The organism is Nostoc sp. C057 (genome assembly GCF_013393925.1).
GTDB classification, from domain to species: Bacteria; Cyanobacteriota; Cyanobacteriia; order Cyanobacteriales; family Nostocaceae; genus Nostoc; species Nostoc muscorum_A.
In genome coordinates this window covers 4252138-4276829 of the sequence record NZ_CP040281.1, presented here as the reverse complement: position 1 = coordinate 4276829, position 24692 = coordinate 4252138, and the positions used below count along the sequence as shown (strand labels likewise).

The window sequence follows — 24692 nt, the reverse complement described above, 5'->3', positions numbered from 1 at the left end:
AAAGAATAAATTCTGATTCCTGGATTCTGAATTCTGAATTCTTCTCTAAGGTGTTTCTTCAGAATCCGCCGATGGTTCGTTGTTAAAGAACAGCAGGCGTGCAGCAAGGATGGCAAATCCGATCGCAGCGATCGCTTTTAACAAACGTGTAGGTAATAATTCGGCTACTGCTCCCCCTGCTAATGCCCCCAACAGGCTAGTCAACAGCAATGCGCCTGCTGCACCAAAAAATACCGCGCGTGGAGAGTTAGAACGCCCTGAAAGTGCGATCGCAGCTAGCTGACTTTTGTCACCCAATTCTGATAAAAAAACTGTAATAAAGCTCAGTCCTAAAAGATGCCAATCCATATTATTAAGGGGAATGGGGAATGGGGAATGGGGAATGGGGAATGGGGAATTGGGGAGTTTTTCTAATGACTAATGACAAATGACTAATGACCAATAAATACATCCCAAAAAAGCATTAGGGAAATTACCAACAACATCACACCTGCTGATTTTTCTATAGTTTTCGGGCTGAGTCGGCTAGCCATGAAACTACCTAAAAGTACACCTAATAAGCTGGTGGTTATCAGCGCCGCTGCCGATCCGATAAATACCACCCAAGGCGAATGAGATTCTGCACTCATTAATAGGGTGGATAGCTGAGTCTTATCTCCAATTTCTGCTAGAAAAATGGTTACAAAAGTTGTGCCAAAAACTACTAACACTGATTGCTGCTTTGGAGGACTATCGGCAACTACAGGCTGAACTCGCTGGGCGATCGCAGGAGTTAAGTTAAAATCAGTGCTGTCTTTCAGTTCTAGCTCGATCTCAGTCTGAGCTATGCCAGAAATCTCCAAAGGTGCAGAGTCAAGTTTCACAAGCAGTAGTTTTGGTTGCTAGATTATTTTCATATTTCTATCATATTCTCAGATTGTTGTAATAAATTGCAACTACATAAATGGAGACAAAAAAATTATGGGGTGTTTTTGTGTCCTTAGATCCTCCTTACAGCCCAATAGCTTTATCGAAGCGTAGTATTTCTAAGCTGCGATCGCCGTATACTCCTTCTATTTGCTGGCGACAGCAGTCTATAGCAAAATCGTTGACTTCTTCAGGTTCGACCCCATACATATCTTGAAAAACTTCTGATTCCACGCGGCAGAAACGAGGACGATCCGAGTAGATGCGACATTCGCGCGTGGTATGGTCAAAATTAACGCACCAACCGCCTTCGCCTACCATGCTGAGGTAGAGTTCTAGTTCTGGTGGAGAGAGATACTCATCCAAATCGGGACGATCTGCTGGATCAAGATTACAGCAGGCTCCACATTGTTTTACACATTGCCAAGTTGCCATTTTGAATTAGGGAGTGGGGAATGGGGAATGGGGAATTGGGCATTGGAGACAAGGAAGAGGGGGGAGACAAGGGAGAAGCTTGAATAATTAATTATCCCCTTGTCCTCCCTGTCCCCCTACTCCCTTCCCCCTGCCCCTCTGCCTCTTCTGCCCAATCCACCTATTTTACGTTTTTATGTCTTTTCTTATAATTTTGTTAAGTAAATTAAATCCAACAGGCCATAGACAGATATGATCGATTGCGGGTTTTGTAATTAAGTTATTGAATTTTTTAAGACAATTGGGAGGAGAAAGGGAAAAATGTTTGACGCTGTATCTGACTTGTTTAACGCTTTTACCAGTATCAATTGGGAAGTTATTTTCCAATTGCTGTCCGTGGCGCTAATTGTGATTGCTGGCCCAGTAGTAATCTTTTTGTTGGCATTTCGCAACGGCAACCTATAAGATTTATGAGTGCTGATTAAGAGTTAGGGGTGAGGAGTTAGGAGTGAGAAATTAAATTTTATTCTCAACTCATAACTCATAACTCATAAATCAGCACTCACAGTATCACAGTCAGAAGCAATAAGTGAATAAAGAACTTCTAACTCTTAACTGACAACGCTTGAAGTGCAGCTTGAATAATACTGTCATACTGTGGCTGAGAAATATCAACTTCTTTAGCGTTTTGACGATTAGTACCAAGTAAACCGATTATATGTCCTGGCTGCATGGCCAAGACTTTGCCTTCAGAATTTTTAATTCTTAATTCTGCTTCAATACCGTTTTTATAGAAACCACAAGTATATTGTCGCTGGTTGAACTCAAAGGTGGTGCTTGACTGGATAGGTGAAGAAGCAAAAAATTGTTGAATCTGAATTGGCAGTCTGGCACCGACTAACTCTAGCTCGATAGTGGTGTTACCGTTAAAATAATTTTCTCGCAGTTTGTAAGCTACATCCACTCGCGGCGGTAAGCGGAAGTAGTCGCCCCAACGCCAAGCGATCGCTTTAATTCTATAATCCTGATTATCAATAGTTTGGGCAATTGTTAGTTTGATGTGACCCTTCCCAACGATTTTTTGCTCAACCACTTGAACATTAGCTGTCCAAAAAACTGGATCGGGGTTGTCCATACCGCAGGGATGTAGAGCATTAAGCTGTTGGTAAAGCTGCTGATTGATCTGATCGAGGTTAACCTCGGCATCAATTTTGAGCAGAGGCTTGAGATGCTGGGGTTCAAGACACTGGTTAGCAAACTCAATCAAACGCGATCGCAGCATCTGTAAATTTTCTGCTGGTAAAGAAAATCCCCCGGCGGCTTTGTGTCCGCCATATTTCCCTAGTAAATCATGAGAATATTCCAAAGCTTCAAACACATTAAATTCTGGAATTGAGCGTGCAGAACCGCGTATATGTTCCCCATCCTCATAAGTACCGATAAATACAGGAACACCGTAGCGTTCTACCAAGCGAGAGGCGACGATGCCAATAACGCCATGATGCCAATTAGGTTGAACAACAATTAATACACGGTCTTGTTGTAGAGATGTAACAAATTCTGCTTCTACATAAGCGATCGCTTCTTGTTCAATTTGCTGACACATTTCCTGGCGAGAAGCGTTGATTTGTTCGCACTGCATTGCTCTTTCCAGCGCCACCCCCATATCATCTGTAGTTAGCAATTCAATCACAGTCTGGGGATTACCAATCCGACCGATAGCATTAATTCGCGGCCCCAGGCGAAACCCGATATCTTCAGGCTTGAGCGATTTTGGATTTTGGACTTTGGATTTTGGATTAGAAATCTCCTCCCCTGCTCCCCTGCTCCCCTGCTCCCCTGCTCTCTCCTCTCCCCTCGCTTGCACGCCACCTACCTGAATCAACGCCTGTACCCCAGCTAAGTTGGATTTGGGTAAATGCTGTAAACCACGTTTCACCCAACGGCGATTTACGCCAGTTAAGGGAGCTAAATCTGCGATCGTTCCCAGTGTAAATAGTGCTAGCATCGGCTGGATCAATCCCTTCGCCTCTCCTAACTGTTGTGCTAAAGACACTGCCAAAATATAGGCAACACCAACACCAGCAACACCCCGATAAGGTGACGATTCGGCTATTAGTTTAGGGTTGAGGATAGCGTTAGCTGGCGGTAATTTTTGGGGTATATCATGGTGATCGGTGATAATTACTGCAACACCAAGTTCTCTAGCTCTAGCAACTGGTTCAAATGCAGAGATACCATTATCTACAGTCAAAATTAACCCTACACCTTCGCTGTGAAATTCTTCAACTATGCGTTTATTAATACCGTAGCCTTCGTGCATCCGGCTGGGAATAGCATAATCTACTTGTGCGCCTAAAGTGCGGAGACTACGCAAAAGTAGAGCCGTGCTGGTCATTCCATCAGCATCGTAGTCACCACAAATAGCAATTTTTGTTTGAGAAGCGATCGCATTTTGCAACAACTCCAAACTAATTGCCAAATCGGGGAAATCTTCTAACGGCGAAGGTAAGACTAAAGACTCTGGATTTAAAAATGCTTGTGCTTGTTCTGGTGTTTCCATACCCCGATTAATCAACAACTGGCTAATAATGGGTGAAACATTGATCAAAACCGCCAGTTTTTGGGCAAATTCTGGTTTTTGTGGATAAATTTGCCAGCGCTGATTCGGTAAGCGCCTGGTAGGTTTTGAGAATTCAGATACAGGTCGGTCTAGCACAATACAAGTTAGAATTTACTTAGTTATGAGTGTTGAATTGAAAGTTGTTTCTTAACTCATAACTAATAACATTAATTTGCTATCTAAAACACGTTTATTCTACCATCATCCATAATATACAAAGAGCGATCGCCCGGAGAGCGCCAAGTCGGACGGAGTTCGAGCCGCAATGTGCCAAAGTTAGGTTTCGAGACAATTGCTTGTAGTGATAAACCCTTTTCGCTCCAAAATATCAGAGATGTATTTGGCTCTGTACCTTCTATTTGTTCTAAACTTAGTTTCTGCCCTGGACTCAAGGTAATTGCATCAGTCCCAGAGGGTTTTTGGATTTTGATGATGTTAGGCGTGCTATTTATCACTTCAACTCGGATGTGTTGCCCAGGTGTAAACTGAATTGGATGCGACCCACACTTAGAAGCACAAGTTTTAGCTAAGGTAGCACTGGGATTATTGATTGATGCTACTAAAACGGTAGCTGCAACTAAAGCAAATGACAGAGGCTTAAACATAATACACAGTATAACTACTAAACTGAAATATTACTTCAGTTTAGTCCTGTCAAGCCTCAGTATATTTTGCAGAATTACTTTGCTAATTTCCAGTTATTAAATTAGTAATTACGAATTATTTATTATAAACATCTCCTCTTGCACCAATGGCGTAAATCTCGATGTCTTTGGAATCAATATCTACTGTAAAAATAATTCTGTTTTTACCTATACGTAGTCTTTAAAATCCCTCCCAATCACCTTTCATTTTTTTGATATCTAGTTCTGTAAACGGGATAATGCCTTGGTTTTCGACAGCAATAACAATTTGGTTTATTTGCTCCCGAATATTTTCGACATCTTCGGGATTTGCTTTTTCTAAAAATTTAATCGCTTTTTTGCGAAATTTTATTGCCATATCTTACCCAATCGGTCATATCAATTACTTCATCCTCAGTATCATCTGAAGGTACACCAAATTCGGCTTCAAGTTCGCGTTGCTCATTATCACTTATGTAAGGAATCAAAATTTGGCAAAGGCGAAGTCTTTCTTCTTGCAGAACTTCACGCATAGTTTCTTTAATCAATGCTTTTAATTCTTGAATTTCCACTGTATGCCTTTTATTCATAGTTATATATGTATATATATTACCTAGTCTCGGCTTGTAGTGGAGCGGGAATTTGTACGAAAATAGCGACTACAAAAGTTGGGAGATTGTTTTACCGATATAAATTTCAGTAGACAGAAGGATTTTTTAACAGGGCGTTGAGCTGACTAGATTTAGATGAAAGGGAAAGGGTTAAAGAGTAAAGGAATTATAGTCTCTCACAACTGAACTTGGCTTTTGCCTTTCCCCTTGCGTTGTCATGTCTTTTTAACCGAAGCGTCCACTGATATAGTCTTCAGCTTCTTTAGTTTGAGGAGAACTGAACATCTGGGCTGTTGGATTAAACTCAACTAATTTTCCGCGACGTTTGCCATACTCGTCAATTTCTGTATTGAAGAAAGCCGTGAAATCTGCCACTCTGGAAGCTTGCTGCATATTGTGTGTCACCATGATGATGGTGTATTGCTGCTTCAGTTCTAAGCAGAGTTCTTCTACTTGGCGGCTAGAAATCGGGTCGAGAGCAGAACATGGTTCATCCATCAATAATACATCTGGCTTCATAGCGATCGCACGGGCTATGCAAAGTCGTTGCTGTTGTCCGCCAGATAATGCAGTACCCTTCTCTTTGAGTTTATCTTTGACTTCATCCCAGATAGCAGCGCGTCTGAGAGAATCTTCCACTAATTCATCAATGTTACCTTTGTAACCGTTAGAACGCGGCCCAAAAGAAATATTTTCGTATATTGACTTGGGGAAAGGATTTGGTCTTTGAAAAACCATTCCGACTTGGCGGCGTAATTTGACAGAATTGATCTTAGGATCGTAAATATTGCGATCGCGATAATTCAGTCTACCCTCAACCCTAGCTCCAGGGATTAAATCATTCATCCGGTTGAAGCAACGCAGTAAAGTACTTTTACCACATCCTGAAGGCCCAATAAAAGCAATAATTTGTTTTTCAGGAATCTTGAGATAGACATCTAAAAGTGCCAGAAATCCCCCATAAAAAACCTTCACACCTTCAACATTGAAGACGCTCTTTTCATAGTCAAGGGTGGCACTATCTGATTGACTTCTACTATTATTGCTATAAGTCATTTTTCGATTCTCCTAATATTCGTGAATGTATCCAATTAGATATTTAATTACCTAACGTATTGAAAAGCGTTGTCTAATATAAATTGCCACACCATTTAAAACTAAAATCAAGAGTAACAACGCAATAATTGTTGCTGCTGCTGCATCAGCAAAACCCGGTTCAGGACGAGTGATGTAACTGTAAATTTGAATGGGTAATGCCATAAATCTCTGAAACAAACCGGGATCAAAAGTGAGAAAACCCACAGCACCGACAACAATTAGAGAGGCTGCATCACCAATAGCGCGGGATACAGAGATAATCACCCCTGTCAAAATACCGGGAATAGCATAAGGTAAAACATGACTGCTGATAGTGCGCCATTTTGTAACACCTAATCCATAAGAAGCATTTCTCAGGGAATCTGGGACAGCGCGAATTGCTTCTCTAGAGGTGACAATAATTACTGGTAAAGACAACAAAGATAAAGTCAATGCACCAGAAATCAAAGCGGGGCCAAACCCAAGCAAATAATTGAAAACTCCTAAACCCAGCAATCCATAGACAATAGAAGGCACTCCCGCCAGATTACTGATATTAATCTCAATAATTGCTGTCCACCAAGCTTTCGGTGCATACTCTTCTAGATATAAAGCTGCTCCTACACCAATTGGTACAGTCACCAAAATTACAACAGTTCCTAAAAGAACGCTGCTGATAATTGCAGGACGAATACCACCTTGGTCAGGAAAACGAGAAGGAGTTTCTGTGAGAAAACCGGGTGTTAAAAATCTGCCTAATCCGTCTTTAAAAATATCAAAAAGTAGCAATGCTAGGACAAATAAACCAATTAGCAATCCTAACAAAAAAAGTACTTCAAATACTTTACCTAATGTCTCCCTACTTTCAACATTATCGGTAAAGTCTGCCGTCGAATCTAGAGAATCATCTTGTTGGTAACTTGTAGCCATACTTAGTTAATCGTATTTTTCTTTAAAGCGATTTGCAACCCAGTAACTAACAATATTCAAAGCTAGGGTAATTATAAACAGAACAGCACCTACAGCATATAACGTCTTAAAATTGAGACTACCACGTGGGCTATCTCCACCAGAAATTTGTGCCATGTAAGCTGTCATTGTTTCTATTGATTCCGCAAAATTAACAGTCAGCTTTGGCTGTAGTCCAGCTGCGATTAGGACAGTCATTGTTTCACCCACAGCGCGAGAAATACCCAATATAATTGAAGCGATGATTCCAGAAAGCGCGGCTGGTAGAACTACTTTAAAAATGGTTTCTAGTTTAGTGATACCTAAAGCATAAGATCCTTCTCGCAAAGAGCGGGGAACTGCTTTAATAGCATCTAAGCTGATAGAACCAACAGTCGGGGTAATCATCACGCCCATCATTAACCCTGCACTCAAAGCATTGAATATTTCCAGAGGGATAATATTCCGCAACAATGGTGTGATAAACAACAGCGCAAAGTAACCATAGACTACTGTCGGTATTCCTGCTAAAAGTTCTACTGCTGGACGTAAAACTGCTGCTACTTTGGGTTGAGCATATTCACTTAAATAAATGGCCGAAGATAAACCCAAAGGAATAGCAACTGCCATTGCAATAGCTGTAGTCAAAAAAGTGCCATTAATCAAGGGCCAAACGCCAAAATGTCTATCTGCAAATAGAGGTGTCCATTTAGTATCAAGAAAAAATTCGGCAAAGGAAACTTCTTGGAAAAAACCAAATGTCTCTTGAAAGATAATTACGACAATACCAAAGGTAGTCAAAACAGAAACTAAAGCACAAGCAAATAAAATTACTGCAACAATCTTTTCAGAGATATCTTCAGATGGGTTTTTATCCAGTGACTGTCTAGATAGTAAATAAGGATCATCTTGAGAATTGGTATTCTGCATAAAAAGTTAATTTTTGACTACAATTAGACTACAAGAAACAAGACTTTATTTAGATAAAGTTTGTGATTGGTTCACCTGGTTTTGCTTTTTTAAACTTTGTCCCAGTTTCACCCGTAGCAAATTTTTGTTTAACTTTGACATAAGCTTCATCAGGTAGTGCCACATAACCAACACTATCTACCCACTTCCAAGAATTTTCTAGATAAAAGTCTACAAATTCTTTGACTGCTGGCTTGGTATCTAAAGACTTTTTGCTGACATAGATAAACAGGGGACGAGATAAAGGTGTGTAGATATTCTTGATGACATTATCTACTGGCACTGGTTTTTCGCACTTTCCAGTAGGACTTTCTACAGCAACCAGATTGAGTTTTTCTTGGTTTTGAATGTAGTAAGATATCCCGACATAACCCAATGATGATACATCCCCGGATACTCCTTGTACTAAAAGGTTTTGATTGTGGCTGGGAGTATAATCTGTACGGCCATTCTTGGCTTTGCCAGTAACAGCTTGAGTCATATAATCAAAGGTTCCAGTATCGGAAGCTGGAGCATATAACTTCAGCTTTTGGTTAGGAAATTTGGGATTAACTTGATTCCACGTTAAGATTTTACCGTCTGATTTAGCACCCCAAATCTTGCCTAGTTCTTTAATAGTTAGACATTTGGCGAAATTATTTTTACGGTTAGCAATCACAGCTATGCCATCTAAACCTATAGGCAACTCGACGAAATCAATATTCTTACTTTTGCATTTTTTGATTTCTTCATCTCGAATGGTACGAGAAGCACCGGCAATATCAATATCACCATTACAAAATTTACTGAAACCACCACCAGTTCCACTTGAAGCAACGCTAACTTTCGCTTCAGGTTTAACTTTGCCGTATTCTTCTGCAACCGCTAAAGAAACAGGGAAACCTACAGCCGCACCATCAATACTCACTTGACTTTTTAATTCCTGTCCGCTATTACAAGCAGTGATACTGCTGATAATCAGCATTAAAAAGGTGAGTGAAAAGCCATCTTTCAATCGGCTATGAAAACTCATAAATTATCAATTGAGGTAAAGTGATTGAGAATTATTTATATTTGGCTAGCTGCTAGAAAAATATAGATATTATGCTTTGCTGGCAGCTTGAACTTTGTCAAAAATTGCCCCATCGCCAAAAAACTTTTTCTGGATAATATCCCAACCGCCTAAATCCTGAGATGTAAATAAAGTTTCAATTGGCTGATATTGAGATGCTACTTCTTGCGTGACAGTGGGGTTAACAGGACGATATTGTAATTTAGCAAATTCTCGTTGAGCTTCTGTAGAGTAAAGAAAATCAACAAATGCTTGTGCAACTTCTCTTGTACCGTGTTTCTCAACGTTTTTATCAACTATGGCTACAGGATTATCAATGGAAATATTGACTTTGGGTACAATATAAGGCAACTTATTTCCATTTTTACCTGCTAAAATTACCTCATTCTCGTAGTTGATTAAGACATCACCCTGATTTTTTTGAAAAAATAAATCGCTAGCTTCACGGGCATCTTTCGTCAAAATGGGAGTATTTTTATAAACTTTAGTGACGAAATCTAATGCTGTGGCTTCGTCACCTCCGTTTAGAGTTACCGAACCCCAAAAAGCTAAGAATTCCCAGATAGCAATACCAGAAGTTTTTGGGTTAGCCGCAATCACTTTCACGCCATCTTTTGCTAAGTCTGCCCAAGTATTTATACCTTTGGGATTACCTTCACGGGTAACGATCGCAGCAACCGATCTGCTAACAATACCACTTCTGGGAGCTTTGGTTTCCCAACCTGATTTTATCAAACCTGCTTGCTGAATTTTGCTGACATCCAAAGGAAGTGCTAAATGTACTATATCTGCTTCTTGGGAACCAGCAATCACAGCCGCCGCTTGAGCTACAGAACCACCATAACTTTGCTCAAATGTAACGCTTTGGTTATGTTCTTGCTTCCATTTTTCGACAAATTTGGGGATTATCTGGTCATGAGCCGCTTTGGTGACAGAGAAAGAAACGAGTTTCAATTTGACATCATTTTTGCTAGCTGAACTGCTTCCAGAGCAGGAGGCAACTGTTATACTCAAAAAAGCACCTACTAGAAACAGACTCACAAAGCTTTGCACGGTGTGTCTATTTAACCAATTTCTAATTGTGTCCTTATATGAGAGTTGTATGGTCTGTAATGCTTTCATGACATAAGACTGCATTCTCTCAGTTAGCAATTTACTGAAATGTGTCGTTTGTTGCGACTCGCTCATCAGAATTCACCCCTAAATCTACGGTATTTCTAAGCAGATACCGTATTAGAGATTATAGGGTATATAGAATAATATTTATCATCTGGCTTCAATTTTTTTTTACAAGTAGGAACACTAGGGTCTAAACTTTGCTTGCCAAACTTCAAAAAGCTGATTTGTTTACAGCATACATACATTATTTTTGTATAGAATTTCCACAATAATTTATTGTGAAGAATTGGGGGAAAGCTAAAAAAGTTTCTCGCTTTTGTCCATAAAAGACCTCTCCCTGGTTTTACTACCCAAAACCTGTCCCTCTGCAAAGTAGAGCTACGGTGTACACACATCCTCTACAAAACCAAAATGTTGTAGATCCTCCCTAAATCATCCTTAAAAAGGAGGACTTTGAGAGATTATTGCCCTCCTTCTTTTTAAGGGGGTTGGAGGGATCTTAAACTAGAATGATTATCAAAATATATAGCTAAGAATCCCATTGCCTTTAAGCTAGGGAATGTTGAAATCCAAGAAAATTATTATATGAATGCTGAAGAATTTTTAAGCCAAGGACTGAACCACAGTTTGCAAGGCGATTATCAAGAAGCGATTGCAGCTTACACCCAAGCAATCAAGCTCAACCCTAACTTTGCCGAAGCTTATCATAATCGAGGGATTATTCTCACTGGTCAACTCAAAGATTATCGTGGTGCGATCGCAGATTTTAACCAGGCTATAGAAATCAATCCCAATTTTGCTACAGCCTACTATCACCGGGGTAATGCACGTTACTCTTTAGGCGATTATCAAGAAGCGATCGCAGATTATAACCAAGCATTAGAAATCGATCCAAATCTCGCCCAATCTTACCACAGCCGGGGTAATGCTTACTTTGCCTTAGAAAAATACGACAAAGCGATCGCTGACTATATCCAAACAATAGAAACTAGCACCCAGTTAGCTGATAATATCAATATTGATATTGCTAATGCTTATCATAATCGGGGTGTAGTTTGTTTTGAACAGGGCGATCATCAAGGAGCAATCGCAGATTTTCAACAAGCTTTACAGTGGTATCCCAATTTTGCCGCAGCATACAGCAATCGGGGTAATATTCACCATATCTTAGGAAATTTCAAGGAAGCGATCGCCGATCATGACCGAGCATTACAATTAGATCCAAAGTTAGCGGAGGCTTATCATAATCGAGGTAATGCCCACTACTCTTTAGAAAATTATCAAAGTGCGATCGCAGATTACAACCGCGCTTTAGAAATCAATCCCAGGTTTGCTGGAGCATATTACAACCGGGGTTTGGTTCTAGCTCATCTCAAAGAATATCACCGAGCAATTGAGGATTTTAATCAAGCGCTAAAGTTCAATCCTGATGATGTGCAAGCTTATTGTGAACGGGGTCTTGTCCGTAGTACCCTTGGGGATTATGAGGGTGCGATCGCAGATTATGACCAAGCCTTACAAGAAAATCCGACTCTAGCTTTAGTCTATGGCTTTCGGGCGAATGCTCTCCGTCGACTGGGAGACTATCAAGGTGCAATTGAAGATAGCAATCGCTTATTACAACTTAATCCTAGTTTAGCTGAAGGATATTGCGATCGCGCGGCGGCTCGTCGTTCTTTAGGAGATCATAAAGGAGCAATTAAAGATTACGATCGGGCATTACAGATTAATGATAAATTAGCCGCAGCTTATTATGGTCGGGGGATTGCCCGTGAAGCTCTGCAAGATTTACAGGGAGCAATTGATGATAATACCCAAGCGATAGAGTTGGTTCCTGAATTTTCGCACGCGTATTGTAATCGAGGAAATACTCGTCGTCTTTTGGGGGATGAACAAGGAGCGATCGCAGATTATAATCAAGCATTAAAAATTAATCCTGATTTAATTGAAGCATATTACAATCGCGGTTCGACGCATTACGCTTTAGAAGCTTATGAAAATGCGATCGCAGATTACACCCAAGCTTTACAAATAAATCCTCAATCTGCTGCATTTTACAGCGATCGCGCTAATGCCCGCTATGCTCTAGAAGATTATCAAGGAGCAATCGAAGATTACAGTCGGGCGATCGCGATCGACTCCAGCTTTGCTGAAGACTGGTACAATCGGGGTCGTAGCCGTTCTCTATTGGGAGATTTACAGGGAGCGCTCACAGACTTAAACCAAGCCTTACAGCTTCAGCCTCATTGGGCTTCAGCTTACATCCTGCGAGCAGATGTCTACCAAAATCTGGGTGATTCTCAAGGAGCAATTGCGGATTTCCAGAAATCCGCAGATTTGTATTACCAAGAGGGAAATGTTCAGTATTATCAACAAATTATAGAGCTAATTGAACAGCTTCAATAAAGGTATTGGGAATTGGGCATTGGGAATTGGGAATTGGGGAAAGAATTCTCCTAACTCCTAACTCCCTACTGCCTTATTTATTCAAAGTAAAAGCGTTCCATGAAGCGGCGGTCAATACAATCTTTGTAATGCCACAAGAGTTTATGAGGTGGTAAAGTAAAAATGCCTTTGGTTGCGATTGCTCTTCTATCTCCTGTACCAATTAGACTTAAATATTGTTTCTGCGGCTTATAGGGTTTGAGTGACTTACCTAATATAATTCGCTGCAAATTATTAAATAAAGGTTTACCTTGTCTAACAGCAAATACCCCAGCTTTTGGGCGCGGATAATTTACCATTGTGGCGATGTCACCAGATGCAAATACCTGCGGGTGCGTTTGAGATTGTAACGTGTCTTCTACCAGAATAAAACCTTGCTCATCAGTTCCTAATCCCGCAATTTTTAACCATTCGGGTGCTGAAGCTTGTGTTACCCAAAAAATTTTATTACACTCTACTCTCAAACCAGAGTCGCACTTAATCTCAAATGTTTCTCTAGTTCCCTCGGAGTTTTTAGGTGCGATATTACACACATTTTCTCCAAGATGTAGCTTAATACCTCGCTCGGTGAGAATTTGCTGAAGTTGATGCCGTACTGATTGATGATAATTGGGCATCAGTTGTATGTTACGCTGAAATAAATGAATTTCCAGATTTTGAATTGGTTGTTGATTTTGATGGAAAATCTGATGTAAATGAGATTGCATCGCCAACGCCAATTCTACACCGCCAGCACCTCCACCTGCGATCGCGATCCGAATTGGTTCTTGAGGATTTTTACCTACGGCGGCAATTAGTTCATACCAATGTTTCAATAGCTGAGATACTGGTTTAGCTGCGATCGTATATTCTGCTGCTCCTGATACAGACACTCTGGCCGGAGTGCTGCCAATATCAATAGACAGCACATCAAAATCTACCGCCAATCCGTTAGCACAGAGAACTTTGTTGTTTTCCAAGTCTAGGGCAACTACTCTGTCAATATACAAATTTGCTTGAGCAAAGTTAGCCAATGGTTTCAAATCAATATGACATTCATCATGGGTGTAAAATCCAGCAATGTGTCCTGGTAACATTCCAGAGTAGGCTGTCTTTTGATTTGCAGTAATCAACGTCAAATGCACTCCGGGTAACGGCTTTATTCCAAACATTTTCAGGGCAATTGCATGGCTGTGACCGCCACCAATTAGCACTAAGTTTTTAACCATAGTATGTTGACAGTAATCATTAATTATTTTCACGCCGTAAAAGATATTTCATCAATCAATAACAGTCAATTAGCAAAAATATATCTGGGGATACAGGTTTTCCAAGAAAAAATTAACCAAACTCAGCATAAGTCCCCAAAAGAGCATTTAAGAATCGCAATTGAACAACTAGAAAATAACACAAGAGAAAACAGTTTAGCTGTAATTAATGATTTAGAGCAAATTGCCAAAAATCATCCACAGTACCACTGGATAATTATGAACATTCTTACTACTTTTATCCGAAAAAATACTCTTTATCTACCTCAAGAAGAAGTAACAATTAATCTGTTAGAAAAAATTCGTCTAGATATTCAAGCAGCCCTTACCGTTATCGCTAAAAGAGATATAAATAAAGACCCAGAAAATGAGCAGCTTGATTTGAGTTATATCGATATGAGAGGAGCAAACCTGAATAAGGCGAATCTACAACAGACAAACCTTTATCAAGCTAATCTTGCTGGGGCAAACCTCACAGAGGCTAATCTTGCAGGAGCAATTCTCAGTGCGGCTAACCTCGAAGGTGCTAACTTATATTTAGCTAACTTAGAAGGGGCAATTCTTAGTGCAGCAAACCTAAAAGGAGCTAACTTAAAAGGGGCTAACCTGCATTGTGCAAGCTTATATCTAGCTGATTTACATGGAGCAATTCTCAATGATGCCATACTTGATGGGGCAAACCTTAGAGAAGCTAAATTTTCTGAGTAAAACACCAGTCCTGCAAGGTGAAAGTTAAAATTAAAAAGTTTATAGGGTAGGATTTTCACCAATTTTCAGTAATTGTTCTATTTTCACCCTAATCTACTAATATATTCGATATTATTACTTAGTTAAAGAGTCCTTCTGACACCTATTATAATTTTCTGCTAAATGCTATACTATTTTTTCCAAGCATCTAAGTAATAATTCTAGGTTGTAAGGAAAATCTTTACCATGTCTTCTAAAAAGACAGACACTCTGTTGAATTGGTTGATAACTATAACAGTTATATTTGGCTGCTCATTGATTGTAATTTTCTTTGCTTTGTCCAGTATTAAAGAATTGTCAATTCAGGAAAAAATTCAGTATAGAAACCAAGCTTTAACAACTACTGCAATAGTTTTTCTGGCATCGGCGGCAATGTTTAATACCTATTACGCAGCAAAGCGGGCCCAAGCGATGCAGAAAAATGCGATCGCAGCTGAGAAAAACCTAGAAATTGGCCTTCAAAATGCCAAACTCAATCAAGATAGATTGATTTCAGAACGGTTTATGGGGGCAATTGCCCAGCTTGGTCATGATAAAGTTGAAACCCGAACAGGTGCAATTTATGCCTTAGAAAGAGTTGCTCAGGATTTTCCTAAAGAACACTGGACAATCATGGAAATCCTCACTGCCTTTGTGCGAGAAAATGCACCTATCCAGCAGGTGAAGGTTGAGCAACAAAAGCCGGAATATTCACCAGATGCTTATTCAGGTAGGCGTAGAGGTGGGCCGCGTCCGACACAGCAGTTAGAGCAAAACCTCCATGAAGAATTTCCAACAATCCGCACTGATATTCAAGCAGCCCTAACTGTTATCGGCAGGCGTAATTCACTCGAAGACCCAAAAGATCAGAAACTTGATTTACGTCATATCGACATCAGACGAGCAGACCTGCTAGGAGTTAACCTGCAACAAGCAGATTTACGTGGTTCTGACCTGAGTGGGTCTGACCTGCGTGGAGCAGACTTGAGTGAGGCTGACTTAAACGGCGCTAAACTCATTAGGTCTATTCTCTATGAAACCAAATTACTAAAAGCCAGCCTCTGTGGAGCTAATCTATGTTGGGCTAATCTTAATCGTGCTAATCTCTCAGGGGCTAACCTGCGTTCAGCCAACCTTTCTGGAGCAAGTCTGCGTGTAGCGAATCTCCAAGGAGCAAACCTCTATAAAGCCAACTTGCAACAAGCAACTTTGAAAGTCGCCAATCTATCTGGAGCAAAGCTGTTTTTAGCTAACTTGCAAGGTGCAAAACTAGGTAAAGCCAACCTAAATCTAACGGGTTTGATTGGTGCTAACCTTTCAGGGGCTAACCTGAATGGAGCTAATCTTTCAGGGGCTAACTTGAATGCAGCCAAACTCCACCAAACAGAAGTCTATTTTGCCAATCTCTCAGAAGCCAGTTTAACGGAAGCTGACCTGCATCAGGCAAACCTGATTGGAGCCAATCTGCATAGAGCAACCTTTTATCAAGCTAACCTGACTCAGGCAAACCTGATGGGAGCTAACTTTTTAGAAGCTGACCTCAGTGATGTCAAACTGGAAGGGACAATTTTAACAGGGGCTAAAAACTTAGAGTTGCATCAGATTAGAAAGGCACTTGGCGATCGCACTACTCGCCTACCTGATTATATAGAAGCACCGACAGATTGGCGGCAATCAGGTTAAGTTAACGCAGCATCAATTAGTTATTTGGGCGCATTCTACCATTTTCACTTCAGCTTACTTTTCCAGACTCCAACCCAGTGCTTCAGCTACCTCAGCAGCTAATTCTAGCGGATTAAATGGTTTAGCGATCGCACCAATCATTCCCATCTGATTATAACGATGGCGATCGGAAGCCTGGATTTTGGCAGTTAACAAAATTACGGGAATCTTTTTAGTTACCGGATTAGCTTGTAACTTTTCAAAGGTGGCAATCCCATCCATCTCTGGCATCATTACATCTAGTAAAATCGCATCTGGTTGGTAAGTCTCAGCTTTCATTATCCCCTCTTCACCTGAACTCGCTATTTCAACTTTCCAGCCTGCAACCGTTTCCAAGCAAATCTTGGCAACTTCTTGAATATACTGCTCGTTATCAATCACTAGAATTTGCTTTTTTGTCATCATTGCTATCCTCTTGTTGCCCACCAAATTTTCAATTTGGTGAGGGTGCAAAAACGCCGATTATTCATCCGCCAGTCGTACAGAATTCATTCTGAATTCTGACTCCTGACTCTTGAATTCTGTTCGATAAATTACAGGGATATTGGAAGAGTTTTTTGACACTCCCCGCGATAAATCGACGGGGATTCTTGAATCTAAGACATAACTTGCTCTTGCAGGTTTTCACCAACAAGAGTAGAGGTTTCATCTCCGCAAGCGTTGCCTGCGTCTAGCGCAGAGGTTCCGATATGCCCTACCGTACCCAATCCTCGACTAAGGATATTTCTAGCTGCATTTTCATCACGATCCATCACACAACCACACCTACAAACGTGCGTTCTAGTAGATAGTGTTTTCTTGACAACTTCACCGCAGCTAGAGCATTCAAGGCTTGTATATTGCGGATTAACCGCAACCGTGACACGTTTAAATACCTTTCCAAAGTACTCAATCCAGACACGAAACTGATACCAAGATGCGTCATTAATAGACTTGGCTAAACAGTGATTTTTCACCATGTTTTTAATACTCAAATTTTCATAGGCTATCAAGTCGTTAGACTGAACTACGCACCGTGCTAACTTCACAGCATGGTCTTTACGTTGCCTACTTATTTTGAGGTGGCGTTTGCCTAAAATCTGTCTTGCCTTGCCTCTATTTTTTGAACCTTTTACTTTTCTGGAGACTCGACGTTGTGAACGCTTGAGAACTTTTTCACTCCTTAGCAGAAACTTTGGGTTTTCAACCATTGTTCCATCTGAATCGGTGTAGTATTCCTTAAGTCCAACGTCTAAACCAACTGTGTTACCAGTTGGTTCTATGTTTTCAGAACGTTCTACATCAATGCAAAATTGAGCATATACGCCATCTGCGCGTTTTACCAATCTCACCCGTTTAATCTGGTTAATTTGGTAGAAGTGCAAATCACGAGTACCTTTGAGTTTTAACTTTCCAATACCTTTTTTGTCAGTGAAAGTTATTGATTTTCGATTATCTGCAAGCTTCCATCCTGATGATTTGTACTCAACAGAGCGACAATCTTTTTGGAACTGGGGATACCCCTTTAAATCTGGAATACCTTTCTTGCAGTTTTCATAAAACCGAGAGATAGAAGACCATGCCCTTTCAGCACTAGCCTGTCTAGCCATTGAATTAAGTTCATTAGCAAAGGGAAAATTAGCTGCAAGTACAGCACAATATTTTTGCAAGTCGTTTTTAAGAGTGCCTTTAACGTCCATCCATAGCCGAATACAACTATTACGGATGAACTTTGCAGTCCGCATTGCATCATCTATTGCGACTAGTTGCGCTGACTTTCCATAAGCTTTGAACTCAAAAACTAGCATCTCTTTACCTCCTGTCTTATACTATCACGACTGGTATAAGATATTAGAGATGTTGAAAATCTTGTATCTTTTCTTGACGGCTGAATAAATTCAGCTATTCGCTTATATCCCCCGCATGAATGACGGGGGCTTTACGCTTCACGGGTCGTAAAGTCCCAAACAACGGCAGAGCTACGTAAAAAGTGCTACCTTCCCCCAATGTACTTTCAGCCCAGATGCGTCCGCCGTGCTGTTGCATAATGCTTTTACAAATTGCCAAACCTAAACCAGTACCATCATGATTACGTGAATCTGAAGAGTCAACTTGTTGAAAGCGCTCAAATATACTCTCAAGTTTGTCAGTTGGGATGCCGCGTCCGGTGTCTTTGACTGTCAACAAAACTTCATCGCCTTCTTGTTGCACCCCCAACCAAACCGTAGATCCAGCAGATGAAAATTTAATGGCGTTACTCAGTAGGTTAGTTAAGGTTTGGACAATGCGATCGCAATCTGCCAATACTTGAGCGGATAGAGCAGAAATGGATAGTGTCACTCCGGCTTTGTCAGCCAAAGGCTGGATAACATTTACCGTTTGAGTAATCAAATCAACGATATTGCAGATTTCTGATTCCATTTTCGCCTTACCCGACTCAATCCGCTCAATGTCTAGGATGTCGTTGATTAAACGTACTAGGCGTTCGGTGCTATCAGCAGCAATTTGCAACAGACGTTTTCCCTGCTCTGAGTCTGTCGGCAGCAAACCACTGGCTAGCATTCCGAGAGAGCCGTAAATCGAAGTTAAAGGTGTGCGGAGTTCATGACTCACAACAGAGACAAACTCATCCTTCATCCGTTCGATTTGCTTGCGCTCTGTGACATCTCGTAAGATGACCGTATAAAATATTTCATTACCCATATCTATTTTAGAGATAGAAGCTTCTGCTGGAAACTCACTTCCATCCTTTCGGCGACCATAAATTTCACGACGTTCTCCCATCCGCCGGGCAACATTGGGAGATTGTCCAAAGTCAGCTACGTGTTGACGATGTGCTTGGAAAAAGCGCTGCGGTAAGAGTAAATCAAGACCTTGGCCAATCACTTCCTGGGCAGAGTAACCAAAAATCTTCTCTGCTCCTTGATTAAACAAGGTGATACTGTGAAACCCGTTGATAGAAATAATTGCATCATCAGCAATATCTAAAATTCGGGCAAATCGGGCTTGAGAAAACCGTAATTCTTCCTGCGTTCGCTGACGTTCATCAAGTTGTGACTGCAACTGCTGATTCACACTTATTAACTCGGCGGTTCGTTCTGCTACCCTCAACTCTAATTCATTGATAGCTTGGTGAGAGGAAGATGGCAAAGATGAGGGTAAATTTACTCCCCCTGCTCCCCCTGCTCCCCCTGCTCCCCCTGCCCCCCTGCTCCCCTGCTCCCCTGCCCTTCTACCCCCCTGCGTCACACGCTGCCGTAATTTCATTCGTTCTAAGCGATTGACGATCCTAGTTACAAGTTCTGGCCCGACAATGGGCTTGCTTACAAAGTCATCAGCACCAACGCTAAACACCTGATTTACCATCTCGGCATCGCTATGAACAGTGAGGAATAAGATGGGTAACTCACTCCAGTGTGAATCGTTGCGTACCAATCGACAAAGCTCTATCCCATTGATATAAGGCAATTCCACATCTAAAATCAGCATATCTGGGGCAACTGCTTCTAAAGTTTCCCAAAACTGAAGCGGATTTTCAAGAGCGATCGCTCTGAGTCCCCAAGGGCTAAGTAAGGTTTGCAACAATGCCTGAATTTGCGGATCGTCGTCCACAACCAATATTTTAGTTTCTGCATCGGGATGATTTTGCAGTGGTTGCGTCACTGTTTCTAATTGCGGGATTGGTGATACAGATATTCCCCCTGCATCGTTTCCCTCTATTTCTCGACGCAATAAATTTACCCAACTTTGGAGGTTGCCAATCTCAGATTTATTCAAGGTTTGGCCAGAACTCAGCAGCAGTTCGATATTGCGGGCCAATTTTGAGCCAAGAGGCAAGCCAAAAGTCCCTAAAGACCCTGCCAAAGTATGGGCTTCTTTGACTGCAAGGGAGAGCAATTCGGGATTTAAACTACTATTTTGATTTAAAGTTGCGATCGCTTGCTCTAGCACCCTCACCTGCTGCTCCACCCGCCCTTGAAATCGTTGCCAAATTTCTGCAACTGCCATTAGCGCTTGCTGCTGTGATTTGAGATTGGGTACCGGCGATTTTACCCTATCTACTTCCCCTCTGCTCCCCTGCTCCTCTGCCCCCCTGCTCCCCTGCCCCTCTGCTCCCCTGCTCCCCTGCTCCTCTGCCCCTATATCCTTGTGCTTATCCTCTTCCAGTGGTTTCAGACGATAGCCAATACCATAAACTGTTTCAACCAAATCACCGGGCGCTCCTACAGCTTTAAGTTTGTGTCGTAACCCTTTGATATGAGTGCGAACAGCTTCTTCTTGGGGAGTATCTTCATAAGACCAAAGATGTTCTAAAATCATGCCACAGCTAAACACCCGACGACTATTTCGCAAGAATAGTTCTAACAGAGCAAACTCTTTTGGGGTAAGCGGGAGCAGATTTCCAGCATAAATCGCTTCACAGCTACTAGGGTCTAGCCGCAACTTCCCAGACACCAGAACAGGTTGCGAGGTTACGGCTGGGCGACGCAACAGCGCCCTCACACGAGCAACTAACTCTTCTATATCAAAAGGTTTAACTAAATAATCGTCTGCACCTGCATCTAAGCCGATCGCTTTCTCATGACTACTATCGCGCCCTGTCATCAACAAGATCGGCATTTGCAGACCATTAGACCGGATTTTACGACAAAGACTAATGCCATCCAGCTTGGGCAAAACTACATCCAGGAGAATTAAATCATAATCGTAAGTTTGAATAAAATCCCAAGCAGCATCGCCATCAGTGGCAACTTCAACCGCATAGTTTTGGTTGGTCAAAAGGTTGGTCAGTGTATGTGCATTTAACTCATCATCTTCTACAACTAATATTTTCATGTTAAAAGCTTTCCAAGTTAAAATGGATACAACAAATAACAACTAATCAACTTAAATTGGGAAAAAATTATCGAAGAAGAATTCAGAATTCAGGAGCCAGAATCCAGAATGTATTCTGTACGACTGGATGGAGAATCGAGGTTTAAAACCCCCGATTTTAAGACGATCGTTCGCGGAGCGTGCCATAGGCAAGACTCGCTTTCCGCGTCGCTATCGTGGAGAAGAAAAAATTCTTTCCTTGCTGAAACTCCTGACTTGACTGCTGGGATATTCTGAATTCTGAATTCTGTCTTCTGACTCCTTCTTATGGTGCTTTTTAAATAATTAAACCACATCATTCCCTACTACCTACATCGTCTAAATCTTTCGAGTCATAAAACTTCCAATACGCTACAACAGAAAAAACCCTCTGCTAAACCTGTGAAAAAACGAGTAACACTAACCTTCCCGAAACGCGCCGTGCAAATGCCAGTCACTTATGTACTGGCCAAAGAATTCAACGTCGCTGCTAATATTATCCGTGCCCAAGTTGCCCCAAATCAAATTGGCAAACTAGTAGTGGAACTAGCGGGGGATATCGATCAACTAGATGCTGCCATCGAGTGGATGCGATCGCGCCATGTTAACGTTTCTTATACTTTAGGCGAAATTGCGATCGATGAGGATGTCTGTGTCCATTGTGGCTTGTGTACTGGGGTTTGTCCTACCGAAGCCCTCACTCTCCACCCAGAGACATACAAACTGACATTCACGCGATCGCGTTGCATCGTCTGCGAACAATGTATCCCCACTTGTCCCGTACAAGCAATCTCCACTAACCTTTAACAATCCAAAAACCAAAATTCATCTTTATCGAACAGAATTCAGGAGTCATGAGTCAGAATGGGCTAAACCTTAGCTATCCGCTAACAGAATGAATTCTGTTCGATAAAGCGGATAGCGCAGCGTCTCGTAGAGAGGAACGAGCGTCTTGATTCTGACTCCTGAATTCTGACTTCTGACTTCTGAATTCATCTTTATTCCATCTTAAACACATCCGCTATTACACTACCATCACCCACTAGCCTACTTTTTGCTGGAGAGTCATAAACTACTAATAGCGAAGGTATACCAGCCACATCCTGAAACAGCGCCATTCCCTCAGCATGATCTTCCCGATTTCCATAAGGAATATCCTGGACAAAATCTGGATTGCTAAAGATATTTTCTCGCAGATTCACGCCATTTACCCAACGATAAATTTGCACAGGCCCATCTAAATCCATCGTTGGGCCAGCTAAAATCAACAAATCTTTGCCATCTACACACAAATCCCGAATTCCTAAACCATTCAACCAGACAAAATGCTTTTTATATAATTCCTTTGCTTCCCCAATTTGCCGCAGTTTCAGAATTCCAGCGCTAGAATCTTCTAACTCAATTTCTAGCACCATAGCCCAACCCCGCAATACAGGGCCACGCAAACCCAAAAAAATCCGGTTTTGATAAACGCCTATTCCTTCAATATCAAAGCCATTATCTTTTCCTGGAATTGATGCCTTGATAAACAAGCCTAAATGAGGGTCGTCTGCCAAACCTGTCATCAGCAAATTACCCTGTTCCGTTACCTCTAGTTTAGCAGCATTCAACTGCACATCTGGATTTTGGGGATGTGGACAAGATGAGAATAAACTACCGTTTATTAAAGGAATCTTTCCTAAGACGTAACGGTTAGGCTCTGATTCGATTTTTGCCAGCCGTTTCAAGTTTTGTGCATCAGTCTTATCAGGTTTAGGCTTTTTACGTTTGTAGCTATGAGAACCAACAAACCATAGATAATCATCAGTGTAAGCAAGTCCCTCGATATCTATTTCTTCATTTTCTGGTGCTGGTAGGTTGATAAATTCTGCTACCCGAAATTGTTGATGGTCTGTAAATTTATCAGTATCAACTAAAGACAGACGCTCAATAGTTGAAGTTTCATCTGATCCTAACCATAAATATTTCTGATGTGTTAGCAACAATGCTGATAAATCTTCTCTATGTTCTTTAAAATTATCTATAAAAGTCAAGATAACTTGATTCAGTAAATGGGAGTTTGACATTCTAAATCATCCCGATGATTGCAAAAAGATTAATCGTGTTATCATAATAAATTACCATATAAAATTTTTTAGAAGCTATCTTCATATTAAATCGCAAAAGTGAATCGGCTTTTTAGACCTTTGGTAGATAGCGTATATTACTATTAATATTATGCAACTATCAATAGTAATAAAAAGCGTAACAACTTCATTGAATAAAAAATATATTAAAACTAGATATAAATTTTTAACTAATGTTATTATGCAATAACCTCATGAGGTAGTAATTAAGCTCAATTATGAAATTAGCCACACAAACCACGGTAAAAACTCTAGGGGACTACGCCTACCAAGCGATTCAAAAACACTTTAAGAAAACCTTGAAGTGGGAAAAATCAGTAAAGAAAGATGAAGATCCAGAAGCGCTTCATCAAATGCGAGTAGGAATGCGTCGTTTACGCACGGCTGTAACTAGGTTTGGACTAGCAATAGATGTACCAAAACCAATCAGCGATAAAAATATTGGTAAAATAGCCCGTCGTCTTGGTAATCTGCGAGATTTAGACGTACTTAAAGAAAGTTTAGAAACCAATTACAAACCAAACTTACCCCACAAAGAACAAGAATCTTTACAAACAGCTTTCAACGCTTTAGCTAAACAACGTGAAGATGTACTATCAAGTGTACATAAAACGTTAAAAGATGAATCTTACAAGTCTTTAAAAGAGGCATTAGATAAGTGGTTAGATAAACCAAGTTATCAACCATTAGCATCTATTACTATCCAACAAGTACTACCAGATTTACTTCTGCCAGAAGTGAGTAACTTCTTACTACATGCAGGTTGGCTAATTGGCACTCAACTTGTAGAAGCAGAGATAAAAATTCAGAAGAACTGGGAACCAGAAAAGATAGAAAAACAATTAACAACACAAGGCGAAATTCTGCATAGTTTGCGAAAAGAAGCTAAACGTATACGCTACCAGATGGAGTTATTTACAGACTTATATGGTGAGTCTTACGGAGCTTATATGACAGAAGTGAAAAATATCCAAGAAATTTTGGGTACGATGCAAGATAGTGCGGTCTTAACAGACTGGCTTGGCAAGGTATTTAAATCAGAAATTAAAACTGAGTTGCCTACCCTTGCTAGTTTGTTAACTGAAAATCGTTATCAGTCGTGGCAGCAGTGGCAACCCTTACAAGAACGGTATTTGAAAGTTGAAACTAGGCATAGTTTTCATTTAACAATATTACACCCACTTTCAGGGGTAATAAATTAAAAGTTGCTTTTTTCGGACTTACGCAAAACTACACGCGGTAGGGGCAATAC

Annotated in this window: 23 protein-coding genes; 6 read left to right on the top strand and 17 right to left on the bottom strand. The window is 40.9% G+C overall.

Annotated features, from left to right (window positions below; all coding sequences use genetic code 11):
- Positions 1-45 precede the first annotated feature (45 nt).
- The 3 genes from FD724_RS18315 to FD724_RS18305 form a co-directional block, all read right to left on the bottom strand.
- Positions 46-348: a TMEM165/GDT1 family protein gene (locus FD724_RS18315; protein ID WP_179073595.1), complete on the bottom strand. Its 303-nt coding sequence runs from the start codon at positions 346-348 to the stop codon at positions 46-48.
- A gap of 83 nt (positions 349-431) precedes the next feature.
- Positions 432-863: a TMEM165/GDT1 family protein gene (locus tag FD724_RS18310; protein ID WP_179073594.1), complete on the bottom strand. Its 432-nt coding sequence runs from the start codon at positions 861-863 to the stop codon at positions 432-434.
- Between the two features lie 127 nt (positions 864-990).
- Positions 991-1341 carry a YkgJ family cysteine cluster protein gene (locus FD724_RS18305; protein WP_012411062.1) on the bottom strand — a complete coding sequence of 117 codons (351 nt, stop codon included), beginning with the start codon at positions 1339-1341 and terminating at the stop codon, positions 991-993.
- 300 nt (positions 1342-1641) lie between these two features.
- On the opposite strand from FD724_RS18305, the gene psb30 reads away from it, so the two are divergent.
- Entirely contained in the window at positions 1642-1785 is a 144-nt protein-coding gene (gene psb30, locus FD724_RS18300) for a photosystem II reaction center protein Ycf12/Psb30 (protein ID WP_114086065.1), read from the top strand.
- Positions 1786-1924: 139 nt separating this feature from the next.
- Here psb30 and FD724_RS18295 read toward each other — a convergent pair whose 3' ends face one another.
- From FD724_RS18295 to FD724_RS18255, 9 genes are all read right to left on the bottom strand, one after another.
- Positions 1925-4039 (bottom strand): DHH family phosphoesterase, encoded by a 2115-nt coding sequence (locus FD724_RS18295; protein WP_179073593.1) that lies wholly within the window; start codon positions 4037-4039, stop codon positions 1925-1927.
- Positions 4040-4122: 83 nt separating this feature from the next.
- Positions 4123-4548, bottom strand: coding sequence for a hypothetical protein (locus FD724_RS18290; protein ID WP_114086067.1), 426 nt, complete (start codon positions 4546-4548; stop codon positions 4123-4125).
- A 220-nt stretch (positions 4549-4768) separates the two neighbouring features.
- The gene (locus tag FD724_RS40990; protein WP_256874303.1) at positions 4769-4945 is read right to left on the bottom strand and encodes a type II toxin-antitoxin system RelE/ParE family toxin; all 177 of its coding nucleotides are present in this window, start codon (positions 4943-4945) and stop codon (positions 4769-4771) included.
- Positions 4914-5138: a hypothetical protein gene (locus FD724_RS18280; protein ID WP_114086158.1), complete on the bottom strand. Its 225-nt coding sequence runs from the start codon at positions 5136-5138 to the stop codon at positions 4914-4916. Before FD724_RS18280 ends, FD724_RS40990 begins: the two co-directional genes overlap by 32 nt.
- Positions 5139-5402: 264 nt before the next feature.
- Positions 5403-6233 (bottom strand): phosphate ABC transporter ATP-binding protein PstB, encoded by an 831-nt coding sequence (gene pstB, locus FD724_RS18275; RefSeq protein WP_114086068.1) that lies wholly within the window; start codon positions 6231-6233, stop codon positions 5403-5405.
- Between the two features lie 51 nt (positions 6234-6284).
- Positions 6285-7184 carry a phosphate ABC transporter permease PstA gene (gene pstA, locus FD724_RS18270; protein ID WP_179073592.1) on the bottom strand — a complete coding sequence of 300 codons (900 nt, stop codon included), beginning with the start codon at positions 7182-7184 and terminating at the stop codon, positions 6285-6287.
- Positions 7185-7190: 6 nt separating this feature from the next.
- On the bottom strand, positions 7191-8132 hold the full coding sequence (pstC, locus tag FD724_RS18265) for a phosphate ABC transporter permease subunit PstC (protein WP_114086070.1): 942 nt from the start codon (positions 8130-8132) through the stop codon (positions 7191-7193).
- Between the two features lie 49 nt (positions 8133-8181).
- A complete protein-coding gene (locus tag FD724_RS18260; RefSeq protein WP_179073591.1) occupies positions 8182-9183 on the bottom strand; it encodes a PstS family phosphate ABC transporter substrate-binding protein in 1002 nt (333 codons plus the stop codon).
- A 69-nt stretch (positions 9184-9252) separates the two neighbouring features.
- Positions 9253-10410, bottom strand: coding sequence for a sulfate ABC transporter substrate-binding protein (locus tag FD724_RS18255; RefSeq protein WP_179073590.1), 1158 nt, complete (start codon positions 10408-10410; stop codon positions 9253-9255).
- Positions 10411-10926: 516 nt separating this feature from the next.
- Between FD724_RS18255 and FD724_RS18250 the strand changes: the two genes are divergently transcribed.
- On the top strand, positions 10927-12747 hold the full coding sequence (locus tag FD724_RS18250) for a tetratricopeptide repeat protein (RefSeq protein WP_179073589.1): 1821 nt from the start codon (positions 10927-10929) through the stop codon (positions 12745-12747).
- 77 nt (positions 12748-12824) lie between these two features.
- On the opposite strand, the gene FD724_RS18245 is transcribed toward FD724_RS18250, so the two are convergent.
- Positions 12825-13994, bottom strand: coding sequence for an FAD-dependent oxidoreductase (locus FD724_RS18245; protein WP_179073588.1), 1170 nt, complete (start codon positions 13992-13994; stop codon positions 12825-12827).
- 3 nt (positions 13995-13997) lie between these two features.
- Between FD724_RS18245 and FD724_RS18240 the strand changes: the two genes are divergently transcribed.
- Together FD724_RS18240 and FD724_RS18235 are read left to right on the top strand one after the other, a co-directional pair.
- Positions 13998-14741 carry a pentapeptide repeat-containing protein gene (locus FD724_RS18240; protein ID WP_179073587.1) on the top strand — a complete coding sequence of 248 codons (744 nt, stop codon included), beginning with the start codon at positions 13998-14000 and terminating at the stop codon, positions 14739-14741.
- A 225-nt stretch (positions 14742-14966) separates the two neighbouring features.
- Entirely contained in the window at positions 14967-16442 is a 1476-nt protein-coding gene (locus tag FD724_RS18235; protein WP_179073586.1) for a pentapeptide repeat-containing protein, read from the top strand.
- A 54-nt stretch (positions 16443-16496) separates the two neighbouring features.
- Here FD724_RS18235 and FD724_RS18230 read toward each other — a convergent pair whose 3' ends face one another.
- From FD724_RS18230 to FD724_RS18220, 3 genes are all read right to left on the bottom strand, one after another.
- Positions 16497-16883: a response regulator gene (locus FD724_RS18230; RefSeq protein ID WP_179075544.1), complete on the bottom strand. Its 387-nt coding sequence runs from the start codon at positions 16881-16883 to the stop codon at positions 16497-16499.
- A 194-nt stretch (positions 16884-17077) separates the two neighbouring features.
- The gene (locus FD724_RS18225; protein WP_179073585.1) at positions 17078-18268 is read right to left on the bottom strand and encodes an RNA-guided endonuclease TnpB family protein; all 1191 of its coding nucleotides are present in this window, start codon (positions 18266-18268) and stop codon (positions 17078-17080) included.
- A 94-nt stretch (positions 18269-18362) separates the two neighbouring features.
- Positions 18363-21296, bottom strand: a complete 2934-nt coding sequence (locus FD724_RS18220) for a response regulator (RefSeq protein WP_256874302.1) — start codon at positions 21294-21296, stop codon at positions 18363-18365.
- Between the two features lie 420 nt (positions 21297-21716).
- Here FD724_RS18220 and FD724_RS18215 point away from each other — a divergent pair, with 420 nt between their 5' ends.
- A complete protein-coding gene (locus tag FD724_RS18215; protein ID WP_012411079.1) occupies positions 21717-22121 on the top strand; it encodes an NIL domain-containing protein in 405 nt (134 codons plus the stop codon).
- A 191-nt stretch (positions 22122-22312) separates the two neighbouring features.
- Here the strand turns inward: FD724_RS18215 and FD724_RS18210 are convergent, their stop codons facing one another.
- On the bottom strand, positions 22313-23380 hold the full coding sequence (locus FD724_RS18210) for a DUF3616 domain-containing protein (RefSeq protein ID WP_179073584.1): 1068 nt from the start codon (positions 23378-23380) through the stop codon (positions 22313-22315).
- A gap of 278 nt (positions 23381-23658) precedes the next feature.
- Here FD724_RS18210 and FD724_RS18205 point away from each other — a divergent pair, with 278 nt between their 5' ends.
- Positions 23659-24642 carry a CHAD domain-containing protein gene (locus tag FD724_RS18205; protein WP_179073583.1) on the top strand — a complete coding sequence of 328 codons (984 nt, stop codon included), beginning with the start codon at positions 23659-23661 and terminating at the stop codon, positions 24640-24642.
- The last annotated feature ends 50 nt before the right edge of the window (positions 24643-24692 follow it).